At 61.5% G+C, this 10,859-nt stretch carries 14 protein-coding genes; 9 read left to right on the forward strand and 5 right to left on the reverse strand.

Annotated features, from left to right (window positions below; translation table 11 throughout):
- Positions 1-17: 17 nt before the first annotated feature.
- The 4 genes from DP106_RS13245 (at position 18) to DP106_RS13255 (ending at position 2,399) form a co-directional block, all read left to right on the forward strand.
- Positions 18-671 (forward strand): cyclase family protein, encoded by a 654-nt coding sequence (locus DP106_RS13245; protein ID WP_120086044.1) that lies wholly within the window; start codon positions 18-20, stop codon positions 669-671.
- 34 nt (positions 672-705) lie between these two features.
- On the forward strand, positions 706-795 hold the full coding sequence (locus DP106_RS16655; RefSeq protein WP_449405085.1) for a hypothetical protein: 90 nt from the start codon (positions 706-708) through the stop codon (positions 793-795).
- Entirely contained in the window at positions 795-1,583 is a 789-nt protein-coding gene (locus tag DP106_RS13250; RefSeq protein WP_120086046.1) for a DUF7089 family protein, read from the forward strand. Before DP106_RS16655 ends, DP106_RS13250 begins: the two co-directional genes overlap by 1 nt.
- A gap of 72 nt (positions 1,584-1,655) precedes the next feature.
- The gene (locus tag DP106_RS13255) at positions 1,656-2,399 is read left to right on the forward strand and encodes an SIMPL domain-containing protein (protein WP_120086048.1); all 744 of its coding nucleotides are present in this window, start codon (positions 1,656-1,658) and stop codon (positions 2,397-2,399) included.
- Between the two features lie 11 nt (positions 2,400-2,410).
- On the opposite strand, the gene DP106_RS13260 is transcribed toward DP106_RS13255, so the two are convergent.
- Together DP106_RS13260 and DP106_RS13265 are read right to left on the reverse strand one after the other, a co-directional pair.
- Positions 2,411-2,989 carry a DUF7090 family protein gene (locus tag DP106_RS13260; RefSeq protein WP_120086050.1) on the reverse strand — a complete coding sequence of 193 codons (579 nt, stop codon included), beginning with the start codon at positions 2,987-2,989 and terminating at the stop codon, positions 2,411-2,413.
- A 54-nt stretch (positions 2,990-3,043) separates the two neighbouring features.
- Complete coding sequence (locus DP106_RS13265; protein ID WP_120086071.1) at positions 3,044-4,804, reverse strand: excinuclease ABC subunit C; 1,761 nt, start codon at positions 4,802-4,804, stop codon at positions 3,044-3,046.
- Positions 4,805-4,908: 104 nt separating this feature from the next.
- Between DP106_RS13265 and DP106_RS13270 the strand changes: the two genes are divergently transcribed.
- The 3 genes from DP106_RS13270 to DP106_RS13280 all read left to right on the forward strand — a co-directional run bounded on the left by DP106_RS13270 (position 4,909) and on the right by DP106_RS13280 (position 6,946).
- Positions 4,909-5,166 carry a hypothetical protein gene (locus DP106_RS13270; protein ID WP_120086052.1) on the forward strand — a complete coding sequence of 86 codons (258 nt, stop codon included), beginning with the start codon at positions 4,909-4,911 and terminating at the stop codon, positions 5,164-5,166.
- A gap of 7 nt (positions 5,167-5,173) precedes the next feature.
- The gene (locus DP106_RS13275) at positions 5,174-5,482 is read left to right on the forward strand and encodes a hypothetical protein (protein WP_120086054.1); all 309 of its coding nucleotides are present in this window, start codon (positions 5,174-5,176) and stop codon (positions 5,480-5,482) included.
- A 102-nt stretch (positions 5,483-5,584) separates the two neighbouring features.
- Positions 5,585-6,946, forward strand: a complete 1,362-nt coding sequence (locus DP106_RS13280; RefSeq protein ID WP_120086056.1) for a cytochrome P450 — start codon at positions 5,585-5,587, stop codon at positions 6,944-6,946.
- Between the two features lie 11 nt (positions 6,947-6,957).
- On the opposite strand, the gene DP106_RS13285 is transcribed toward DP106_RS13280, so the two are convergent.
- Positions 6,958-7,491 carry a 2'-5' RNA ligase family protein gene (locus DP106_RS13285; RefSeq protein ID WP_120086057.1) on the reverse strand — a complete coding sequence of 178 codons (534 nt, stop codon included), beginning with the start codon at positions 7,489-7,491 and terminating at the stop codon, positions 6,958-6,960.
- A gap of 107 nt (positions 7,492-7,598) precedes the next feature.
- On the opposite strand from DP106_RS13285, the gene DP106_RS13290 reads away from it, so the two are divergent.
- Positions 7,599-8,762, forward strand: a complete 1,164-nt coding sequence (locus tag DP106_RS13290; RefSeq protein WP_120086059.1) for an SPFH domain-containing protein — start codon at positions 7,599-7,601, stop codon at positions 8,760-8,762.
- On the opposite strand, the gene DP106_RS13295 is transcribed toward DP106_RS13290, so the two are convergent.
- Positions 8,763-9,047: a hypothetical protein gene (locus tag DP106_RS13295; protein WP_120086061.1), complete on the reverse strand. Its 285-nt coding sequence runs from the start codon at positions 9,045-9,047 to the stop codon at positions 8,763-8,765.
- 471 nt (positions 9,048-9,518) lie between these two features.
- Here DP106_RS13295 and DP106_RS13300 point away from each other — a divergent pair, with 471 nt between their 5' ends.
- The gene (locus DP106_RS13300) at positions 9,519-10,526 is read left to right on the forward strand and encodes a PAS domain-containing sensor histidine kinase (RefSeq protein ID WP_165857901.1); all 1,008 of its coding nucleotides are present in this window, start codon (positions 9,519-9,521) and stop codon (positions 10,524-10,526) included.
- A 43-nt stretch (positions 10,527-10,569) separates the two neighbouring features.
- Here DP106_RS13300 and DP106_RS13305 read toward each other — a convergent pair.
- Positions 10,570-10,859 (reverse strand): ATP-binding protein (locus DP106_RS13305; protein ID WP_133305150.1); only part of this gene is annotated, 290 nt, incomplete at its 5' end.

A 10,859-nucleotide genomic window follows, 5' to 3' on the forward strand; every position in this document is an offset into this window, starting at 1 on the left:
CACAGTGAGTCCAACCCATGCCCGACCACGTCGACCTCACCCAGCCCATCGAGGATGGGATGCAGACCTATCCTGGTGATCCAGCGGTCAGCGTGACCGACCACGCGACCCACGCCGCCGACGGCTACCATGTTGAATCCCTCTCATGTGGCAGTCACACCGGCACCCACATCGACGCGCCGCGACACACCGAACCCAACGGCGACCCGCTGTCGGCGTTCTCACTCGACCGATTCGCTTTCGATGCCGTTCGGGTCGATTGCCGGGACTGTGAGCCCCGCGAGGCAATCACCCCGAAGCGACTTCCCGCAGGCGACGTGCTGACCGACGCTGACATGGTTGTCTGCTGGACTGGCTGGGATGATCACTGGGACACCGACCGCTATCTCGACCACCCTTACATTGCACCCGAAACGGCGGCCCGCTGTGCCGACCACGGGCTGGCGGTCGGCGTCGACGCGCTCAGCCCCGATCCGACGCCGAGGGCGCGGGCCGGCGACGACGAGCCGACCGATGTTGCGGCCCACCACGCGCTGCTCGGCGAGAACTGCGTGATCGTTGAGAACCTGACCAACCTCGGTGGCGTCGACGACCGCTTCGAGCTCCGGGCGTACCCGCTTGCCCTCGGCGGCGACGGCGCGCCGGTGCGAGCGGTCGGCTGCGAGCAGTGAAGGGTTTATTATCAGCCCCCCCAAAGCCGACGATATGTCGCAGGCCACCAAGGTTGTGCTCGGCACCGTGCTGCTGTCGGCCGTCTTTTCGGTCGGAATTATCCTCTCGTACGTCTTCGCCTAATGTTCTCCGAACGATCACTCCCACCGCTGTTGTCGACCGTCCGCCAGCAACACGCCCCCGAGGCGATCGTGCTGGATGTTCAAACTGACTTTGAGACGCTGCCGCCGGCGGTCGCCGAGGATCTTGGTTTGCTGGCCGACCGCCTCGATCCGGCCAGCTACCCCGCCGACTGGCTGCCCGACAGTGCCCCAACCGTCCTTGAGGAGTACGCCGGTGATACCTTTACCATCGGCACCCCTGATGACGGAACCGTCGTCTGGACGACCCAGACTGAGCCGCCAACGGTGCTCTGCAAACAGCGCGCCGAGAACACCCCCGATGAGTTTCTCAACTTCCTTATCGCCGAAGCCTTGGTTCAGCTTGACTGCGATGTGCCCGAACACTTCCTGTCCTTCTTCGGCGAGCAGTATCCCAATCTTGACGCCGCGGTCGGGCTCAACGGGGCCGATGTCTATCAGGTCGCCGCCGCCCTATTTGAGGGCTGGGTTGGCCTCCAGACCCGCGAGGTGTTCGCCGCGTGGGCTGACGACGACGAACTCGCGCCGCTTTATGAGGCGTGGGTCGATGCTGGGAGCCGACTTGAACCGCGGCTCGATGATCTCTCGCGGGCGGTCGCCCGCAACGAGATGACGTTCCCCGAAGCGACCGAGTACGCCTGTGCGGCGATCAAACACGACCTCGACATTCCGACGCCGTTCAGCGCGCTTGATACCACGGCCTCCCGCGACCACGGGGCGGCCTACGCTATCGAGTGGGCCGAGAAGACATTTGCCGAGCTCCGTGAGTAGCCGCCAGGGCCGACTCAAACCGCCGTTTCAGCTTTAGGAACCTATTCATCTGTTGGCCGCCTCAGAGCTGCCATGCAACGACGTGACTTTATTATCGGTACGGCAGCAGCCGGCGCGGCCGGCCTTTCGGGCTGTCTCGGCACCGCACAACAAGCAACCGATACCGCCGCTGGTGGCGGTGATAGTGGTCGGACAGTCACCGTTACCGGCTCAGCTGAGATGCAGGCCGCCCCCGACCGTGCGGTCATCGACGCCAGCGTTGAGGCCACCGGCGACAGCGCGGCCGCCGTCCGCGACGCGCTGTCAACACGCTCCGACAGCCTGCGACAGGCCCTCCGCGATGCTGGCTTATCCGACGATCAACTCACAACTGGGCGGTTTGCGATCCACCCACAGTACGACCGCCGCGAACCGGGTGCGGAGCCCGAGCAGACCGGCTACGAGGGCACCCACACGACCACCATCGAGGTCGACGATGTCGATACCACCGGCGACGTGATCGATACTGCCATCGATGGCGGGGCCGACTCGATCGGCCGCATCGAGTATACGCTTTCGGCGTCGACCCGCGAATCCTTGCGGGAGGATGCCCTCAAAGCGGCTGTCGATACCGCCCGTGACGAGGCGGATGTCCTCGCCGCCCGCGTCGACTCACGTGTGGTGTCGGTACAGCGGCTCAACGCCGCCGGTGGCGGGCTCTCGCCGACCTACGAACGCTACGACGTCGCCGAAGCGGCTTCTGTGGGCTCGACGGAGCTCCAGCCTGATGATGTCACTGTCAGTGCATCCGTTGAGGCAACCTACCGAATCGGGTGATCGGCGGCCGGTTAAAATTCGGCAGTGACGCTGCCGTCGTCGTCGAGATCGATGACACCGTCGAAGCGCTCGCGGAACCGATCTATCGTCGCCTCGTCGTGTACCTCCTTTGAGAGGTGGAAGAGGCCAACGGCGTCGTGGTCGGCCAGCAGCCCACACAGGTTTTCGGTTGCATCGACGACGCCGTCCTCGTCGGCGTAGTAGATCATCTCGGTGATGGAGTCGACGCTGAGCCGAACCTTTCCGTCGTGGCTGGTGAGGAACGCCTCAACCTTGGCGACGATCCCGTCGAGGTCGTCGGGGGCGGAGACGTAGTGGACATCGTCGGTGCCGCGCCGGGAGTAGCCGCGCTCGACCGACAGCGTATCGAGGATGACCGCGCTGTCCTCGTCGACATCGTAGTGTTCAAGCTTCTGTTCGACCTCCCGAGCGGTCGTCCGCGTTGAGACGACGAGGAAGTGGTCGGTGTCGGTTTTGAAAAAGTCGGTGTCGATGCGGTCGGTTTCGCCGATCGAGGGATGCAGCAGGAGGACGCCTGTTCCACCCGCGATCGTCTCCGGCGCGTTCTCAACGGCTAGCGTGTAGTCCATACCAGCCCCACCGGCTCAGTGACCTTAATGATGTATGGATTCGGGCTCACGGCCTCACAGTCGTTCCGCGATCGTCGCTGCTGTTTTTTCGCCGACGCCGTCGACGGCCTGCAGATCGGCTTGTGAGGCATCCCGCACGTTGTCGACGCTGCCAAATCGGCGGAGTAGCCGCTTTCGGGTTTCTGGGCCGACGCCGGGAACCCCATCAAGTGCGGTCGACACGTCATCCCGAAGCTGCTGGTGGTACTGAACGGCGAACCGATGGGCCTCATCGCGGACGCGCTGACAGACATGGAGGTGGTCGGCGTCGTTCGGCCAGTCGAAGACGCGATCCGGCGTGACCACCAACTCCTCGTCTTTTGCAAGGGCGACGACCGGCACGTCCCACCCCGTCTTGTCGAGGGCATCCATCGCGGCCCCAAGTTGGCCTTCGCCGCCGTCAACAAGCAGGAGGTCAGGATCGGATCGGTCGTCACGATCCTCCACGGCGCGGTTCGCTCGCCACTCGATCAACTCCCGCATGTTGGCGTAGTCATCGTTGCGGTCGGTGAGCCGCTTCCGGCGGTAGTCGCCGGTCTCCGCGCTGCCGTCGACAAAACAGACGTTGCTACCGACGACCGCCTTCCCCTGGCTGTGGCTTACATCGAACCCCTCGATCCGGCCCGGGCGGTCGATCCCAAGCGCCTCGCCGAGGGCCGCCAGCGGGTCGCCATCGACCGGCCCTTGTCTGGCGTTTTTCAGCGCAAGCTCGACGAGGGTTGCCTCCCGGCCGGCTCCCGGCACCCGAACTGCAACGCCCTCGCTCTCCAGCCACTCGATCACGTCATTATCGCCCGGGCGTTCGGAGAGCAAGATCGCATCCGGCAGTTGGCGTTCGGCGTAATACTGCGGGAGAAACGCCGCCAACAACGCAGCCACACGGTCGCCGCCGTCGGCTTCGTCGGGAGCATCAAGGCTGTGCCGTGAGCGATCGACGAGCTGGCCGCCCTCGCTGCGAAGCCGGGCGACGGTCGCCTGGTCGCCGTCGACAGCGACGCCAAGCACGTCCGCGACCGCCTCGCTGCCACCCCCCTCAGCCGCATCGCCGCTGGCAACCGCGCGCTCGCTGTCATCATGAATCGTCTCGACGGTATCGAGTTGATCGCGGAGGTTGGCGGCCCGCTCAAAGGCCTGTTCCTGAGCGGCGGTCTCCATCTCCTGGCGGAGAGGATCGGCCAACACGCCGGTTTCGCCCTCGAAAAACCGGATCGCCGACTCCACGTTCTCGCGGTAGTGCTCGGCGTCGATCTCACCGGTACAGGGGGCCGAACACAACCCCATCTCGTAATCGAGGCAGGGTCGCTCCCGGTTCTCGTATTTGTGTTCTGAACAGCCACGCAGCCCGTAGACCGACCGGATCGCCTTGACCACGGTTTCGACCCGGCCCTTGTCTGTGAAGGGGCCGAAGACGGTTGCGGCGTCGTTGGGGTCGCGGGTGCTCTCGATGCGTGGGATCTCGTGGTCGGTGAACTGCACCAACGGATAGGATTTGTCGTCCTTCAGGCGGACGTTGTACCGCGGTTGATGCCGCTTGATCAGGTTGGCTTCCAACAGGAGGGCCTGGGTCTCGGTGTCGGTAACGGCGACCTCAATTGCTGCTGCTCGGGTGACCATCTGTGCGATGCGGTCGCTGCGTGGGTCGGTGTAGGAACGCACCCGAGAGCGAAGATCGACCGCCTTGCCGACGTACAACACCCGATCGCCGGCCTGAAACTGATAGACGCCGGGCTCGGTCGGCAGCTCGCCGGCGCGTTCCCGAAGCGTTCTACCATCCATCATCGACACTACCGGTGGCACACAATTGAACGTAACGTGATCGCGGCACTGACCGAGTCGTGTCGGATCGACAGCCACATGTTGTTCCTTCGATATCTCTTGATATGACCCGGCTCTGGCTGGTCGAACGTGAGTACGACGATCGCAACCTGATCTCTTTCGTGTATGCGACGACTGACGGCACCCAACAGCTTCGCAAGGAGCTGTCGGCAACGCTCCTCCAACAGCGCAGCGAGCCGATTACCGCCGCCATCGAAGCCGACGCGGATGATCTTACCCCGGTTGATCCCGACGAGCAACCTCGGTACGCGACGGAAGCCCAATCGGTCGCCGAGAGCCACGATCCGGACGATCCGATCTGAGGCTGGTGTGACCGCTATTACAAGCGGGCTCGTCGTCGCACGCCAGCCTTCATCCCGTCTCGCGGTCTTTTTGTCCGTCGCTGACAACGCCCTCACAACACCGATGGAATACGAGCAAACCCTCCGGCGACTGTTGGCCAACGGGCGGGCGGATATCGGACGGATCGTGCTGTCGACCCCGGCGATGCTCTTCTTTCTCCTTTCGCCGCGTGCCGGCTTCGAGGATGAACCCGTATCGAAGCTCTATGCGGCCGGAATCTCTGTGTATGCGTTGTTGGTGGTAGTGCTGTTTGTGCTGCTTGGGGCGCTGTTCTAAACCGTTTGTTGCGGACGGTTTGCTTCGCGGTAGTGCCACAGGACACCCCCGCTTGGGAGCCCCCAGCCGAACGCTTAATCTCGTTCGCCCCCAACAATATCTATGAGTATTCGCCCCCCAGGCCCACAGGGCGTCCCGCTGTTCGGCAACGGTCAACAGTTCGCCGATGATCCCTTCCAGTTCATGACAGCCTGCGCCGATGCCTACGGCGATGTCGTCGCCTTCGACCTCGGCCCGATCCCGCTGTATATGCTGACGAACCCACAGGACATCAAACGGGTGCTTGTCTCCGAACCCGATCGGTTCCCGAAACTGGATCTCGGCGACGACGCGATCTACGAGCTGCTGGGTGATGGGCTGCTGCTGAGCGAGGGTGAGACGTGGCAACAGCAACGGCAGCTGGCAAACCCCGCCTTCCACGGTCGTCGCATCCGGACGCTCGGCGATATGATGGTCGAGCACACCGAGTCAACGGTCGGCGACTGGGCCGACGGCGACCGCCTCGATATCCAAATCGAGATGGCCCGGCTCACCGTGCGGATCATCGTCACCGCGATGTTGGGCACCGATATCAGCGACGAGCGGATTCGGACGATCCAGGAGAATCTCGAACCGCTGGGTGCGCGTTTCGAGCCCGACCCGTTCCGCCGGCTAATCCCTGATTGGGCCCCGACCGCCGAAAACCGCGAGTTTCGGGCGGCCATCGATGATCTTGAATCGGTGATCGACGACATCGTCGCCGACCGCCGTCGGCGCGGCTACGAAGCCGGCGCGGAGACCCCTGTCGACACCGACACTGATGAGCCGATGGATCTGCTGTCGTTGTTGCTCCGGGCGAAAGATCGCGGCGAACAGACCGACCGACAGATCCGCGATGAGATGATGACGATGCTGTTGGCCGGTCACGACACGACCGCGCTCATGTTGACCTACACCTGGTATCTGCTCTCCCAGCATCCTGAAGTTGAGCGTCGTCTCCATGCCGAACTTGATTCCGTCCTCGATGGGTCGACGCCGACGGCAGCCGACGCCCGACAGCTGGAGTACACCGAACAGGTGCTCAACGAGGCGATGCGGCTGTATCCGCCGGTGTACACGCTGTTCCGCGAGGCAGCAACCGATGTCAAGATCGGCGGCTACCGCATCCCGGCCGGCAGCGGGCTTATGTTGCCGCAGTGGGTCGTTCACCGGTCGCCGCGGTGGTATGACAACCCTGATCAGTTCAACCCTGATCGCTTCAACTCGGAGCGTGTCGCTGACCGCCCGCGGTTTTCGTTCTTCCCGTTCGGCGGCGGCCCCCGACACTGTATCGGCAAGCAGTTCTCGATGCTCGAAGCGAAGCTGATCTTGGCCACCGTCGCCCAAGAGTACCGACTTGACTACCTCGGCGACGCCCTTGAGCTTCGAGGGTCGCTGACGATGCACCCGAGAGAGCCGATGGCGATGCGGCTGGAATCACGGTAGCACCAACGCGGTCACGCGGGCAGCCCGAACCGCGCCGCCGGCGTGCGGTGTCTCGAATCCCAGATCACGAGCTCCGAGACCGTCCAGACGACCGGTTCGACCGCCTGGTTTTGCAACTGCTCTGTGACCGCTGTTGCCGCCGCCGATCCGCCGCGGGCCAGCGTCACGTGTGGTGTGTAGTCGTCGCCTTCGAGCCCGTCGATCGCCCCAAACGTATCGGTGAATGCCCGATGAATCCGGTGGAGGCCAGGGCTCTCGATGGTGAGATACACCACCGGGCCATCGCCACGCACCGGCTCATCGAAGCTGTCGATCCCGGCGACCTTCGCCTCGACGGCCGGCAACCCGCTGATAACCGGGCGGAGCCGCTCCTGCAGCGTCGCCAACTGATGCTCCGGGTGGCCGTTTGCCAACTCGTCGTCCGGAAATCGCTTGACTACAAGTGTGTGGTCGCTCCGAACCCGCTCGAAATCGAGCAGCTGCGGCTGGAGATCGCTTGTGAGCCGCTTGACGGCCCCCGGAACAGGGACGTTGAGGCTGAACACACAGGTGTTCGGTTCTGTGAGCCCAAAAGCACTCCTTTCGGCTCGATCCCATCGATACCGTCGCCAGCGGGGGATAGGCGTAAGTGTCGCCGCCGTCTTATTCCGTTATGTCCTCCCGCTCTACATTCGATGAGCTCGCCACCCTCAGCGACGACATCCCCGACAGTGTCTGGCGAACGGTGGCCGCCGCTGGGGCTGCCGTCGTCGGGCTACTTGCCTTCGCCAGTCTCGATCCGATCGTTGCCGTCGGCGCGCTTGCCCTCTTTGTTCTCGCGGCCACGCTTGTCAGTGCGGTCGAGATCGTCGATGCCTACGAGAAACGCGCGCTGACGGTCTTCGGCGAATACCGCAGCCTGCTCGAACCGGGGCTGCACCTCGTGCCGCCGTTTGTCTCTCGTACCTACGGCTTCGATGTCCGTACCCGCGTCATCGACGTTGCTCCACAGGAGGCGATCACCCGCGATAACTCGCCGGTCACCGCCGACGCCGTCGTCTACTACCGGATCGTCGACGCGAAGAAGGCCTTTCTGGAGGTCGATAACTACGAAACCGCGATCTCGAATCTCGCCCAGACAACACTCCGGGCCGTGATCGGCGATCTCGAACTCGATGACACGCTCTCCCGACGCGATGAGATCAACAGCCGCATTCGCCGTGATCTTGATGAGCCGACCGACGAGTGGGGGATCAGCGTTGAAGCCGTCGAGGTGCGGGAGGTCAGCCCCGCTACCGGCGTCAAAAACGCGATGGAAGAACAGAGCTCCGCCGAGCGCCGCCGCCGTGCGATGATCCTCGAAGCACAGGGTGAACGCCGCAGCGCGGTCGAAACCGCTGAGGGTGACAAGCAGGCCGACATCATCCGATCACAGGGTGACAAACAGAGCCAAATCCTTGAGGCGCAGGGTGACGCCGTCTCGACGGTGCTTCGCGCGAAATCCGCCGAGTCGATGGGCGAACGCGCGATCATCGAACGCGGCATGGAGAGCCTCGAACGCATCGGCCAAGGTGACTCCTCGACGTTTATTATTCCGCAGGAACTCACCTCGCTGGTCGGTCGCTACGGCGGCCATCTCAGCGGCAGCGACAGCCAGCCGGCGGCCGCCGCACTCGAAAGCCGGGAGTTTGACGAGGAAACGCGGTCACTTCTCGGTCTCGACAACATCGACGAACTGTTGGCGAATCTCACGGAGATCGACCACTCGAATATCGACGCTGAGGTCGATGACAGCGATGAGGAACGTGATCTCGAACCCGATGTCGAGATGGGATGACTACTCTGCGTTGTCCCAGTATTCGCGCCACTCACGAAGCGGGACGCGCACTTCGCCGAGGCTGACGGTTACGTCGCCGTCAAACTTCCAGCGAGCGGTGTCAGCATCGGGGCTCATCCACATCGGGATGTCGAGGGTTACGTTGTCAAGTTCGCATTCGAGTGCTTCTTCGTTTCCGGCGAGTTCGCCGGTGAGGTGATCGATCAGATCGAGCCAGTTGTCGGCTGTCGGCGGCGGGTCGATCTCATCGAACTGTGGGCTGGCGTCGGCCGACGATGAGTCCATATCTACCTTCTCGCGGTGCACAGTCAAAGGCGTTTCCGCGGTTCCCGGTGGGTGATCACGGGTTGTCTCAGGCCCTGGGCCCCGTTTCGGGTGTCACAACTCTCACCCCGTCTGTCTACCATCTCATCGATGGCTGTCGAAACCGCCTGTTCAGTCCTTGTTGGTGCAAATCGACAACACCCCAATCAGGCCTCTAATGGGTGAGCACTTGCCGCGGAGGCGATCTACTGCATAGTGCCTTTTCGTGTGGTTTCTCGACTGATTGAGTTTAAGAACAAATATAAAAATCTCTTCTACAAAACAAAAAGAACAAGAAAGATAGCCGGATTTGGCTCGAAAAACCTAATCAAAGCACTCAAATTAGTCTTTTTATTACGGTGATGCGGATGATATAGTGCAAATAGAAAAACAAATCATAATTTATTTTGCTCTCAAATAATGAGCGTACATTGGACAGCAGACAAAAATCACATGACCCACCCAGACTCGGTAAGCCGATTTGAGAACCTGTTCGAACTTATCGGTGATCCAGTCGTTGAATTTGAACTCATCGATACAAAGCCGATCGTTCGCACAGTGAATCCTGCCTTCGGTGAGGTGTTTGGATATGATTCAGACAGCATGCTGGGCGAATCACTCAACGAATTCATCGTCCCACCGGAAGCAGATACCGAAGCCACCCGATTTGATCAACGCACGGCTGACGGGAAGTACAACTCCGGTGTTGTCACCCGTCTCACGGCTGACGGCCCACGAGACTTTCTCTACCGCGGGATCCCATACGAACAAGACGGTCGGGAGTTTGGATTTGCCATCTACACCGACATCACCGAACGTAACAAACGAAAGCAGCAACTCCAACAGCAAAAACAACGACTCGAACAGTTCGCTGCGGTCATCTCGCACGATATCCGGAACCCGCTGAATGTTGCCAAGGGGCGCGCCGAGATGCTTGATCAAGAGCACGCGGAGGTAATTACAACAAATCTCAGTCGAATTGACGATATCATCGATGACGTGCTAACCGTCGTTTGGACAGGGCAACCGGTCGATGGGGTGGAAGATGTCACCGTCTCAGCGATCGCCGATCAGTGTTGGCGGCACGTTGAAACCAACACGGCCACACTCACGACCGCGGATGAGGCTATCATACAGGCCGACCCTGATCGGTTCAAGCAACTGTTAGAGAACCTTTTTCGAAACGCAGTTGAACACGGTGGAGAGGATGTAACAGTAACCGTCGGAACAGTGGCCTCAGGCGGCCTCTTTATCGCCGATGATGGCACCGGAATTCCGCCTGAAGACCGCGAGGAGGTGTTTAACCGGGGCTACTCAACTGCGACTGATGGGACTGGCCTCGGATTATCGATCGTCCAAGGGATCTGTGACGCCCACGGCTGGAACGTGGCAGTAACCACCAGCAAAGCGGGCGGAGCGCGGTTTGAGATAACAGATATCCGTACTGTCACTCCAGACTGACAACCGGTAGTTGTTTGCTTAGCCCTGTCGTTCAGGAAGAGGGCTACTCATCCTGTTGTCGTGCCCGGGGGAGTGCGATCTCAATCACCGTCCGTTCGAGACTGTTTTCTCTGACTGAGAGTCGCCCACCATGCGCTTCGATAATCGTCTGTACCTCCCAGAGGCCAATCCCCTCACCATGTTCTAACGGATCAGGATCATACCCACCGACGATCGGTTCGATCTCGATATCCGGGATCGGTTGTCCGGTATCGGTAACCCGAATCAATGCCTGTTCGCACCCGTTATCGCCTAAGCAGCTTACCGTAAAATTACGGTAAGATACGGTATTTC

The sequence above is a fragment of the Halonotius pteroides genome (assembly GCF_003605635.1).
Classification (GTDB): domain Archaea; phylum Halobacteriota; class Halobacteria; order Halobacteriales; family Haloferacaceae; genus Halonotius; species Halonotius pteroides.

What these genes read in the sequence shown, in the direction of transcription:
- DP106_RS13245 (WP_120086044.1), top strand. Translation starts at nt 18, where the DNA reads ATGCCCGACCACGTCGACCTCACCCAGCCCATCGAGGATGGGATGCAG.
- DP106_RS16655 (WP_449405085.1), top strand. Translation starts at nt 706, where the DNA reads ATGTCGCAGGCCACCAAGGTTGTGCTCGGCACCGTGCTGCTGTCGGCC.
- DP106_RS13250 (WP_120086046.1), top strand. Translation starts at nt 795, where the DNA reads ATGTTCTCCGAACGATCACTCCCACCGCTGTTGTCGACCGTCCGCCAG.
- DP106_RS13255 (WP_120086048.1), top strand. Translation starts at nt 1,656, where the DNA reads ATGCAACGACGTGACTTTATTATCGGTACGGCAGCAGCCGGCGCGGCC.
- DP106_RS13260 (WP_120086050.1), bottom strand. Translation starts at nt 2,989, where the DNA reads ATGGACTACACGCTAGCCGTTGAGAACGCGCCGGAGACGATCGCGGGT.
- DP106_RS13265 (WP_120086071.1), bottom strand. Translation starts at nt 4,804, where the DNA reads ATGGATGGTAGAACGCTTCGGGAACGCGCCGGCGAGCTGCCGACCGAG.
- DP106_RS13270 (WP_120086052.1), top strand. Translation starts at nt 4,909, where the DNA reads ATGACCCGGCTCTGGCTGGTCGAACGTGAGTACGACGATCGCAACCTG.
- DP106_RS13280 (WP_120086056.1), top strand. Translation starts at nt 5,585, where the DNA reads ATGAGTATTCGCCCCCCAGGCCCACAGGGCGTCCCGCTGTTCGGCAAC.
- DP106_RS13290 (WP_120086059.1), top strand. Translation starts at nt 7,599, where the DNA reads ATGTCCTCCCGCTCTACATTCGATGAGCTCGCCACCCTCAGCGACGAC.
- DP106_RS13295 (WP_120086061.1), bottom strand. Translation starts at nt 9,047, where the DNA reads ATGGACTCATCGTCGGCCGACGCCAGCCCACAGTTCGATGAGATCGAC.
- DP106_RS13300 (WP_165857901.1), top strand. Translation starts at nt 9,519, where the DNA reads ATGACCCACCCAGACTCGGTAAGCCGATTTGAGAACCTGTTCGAACTT.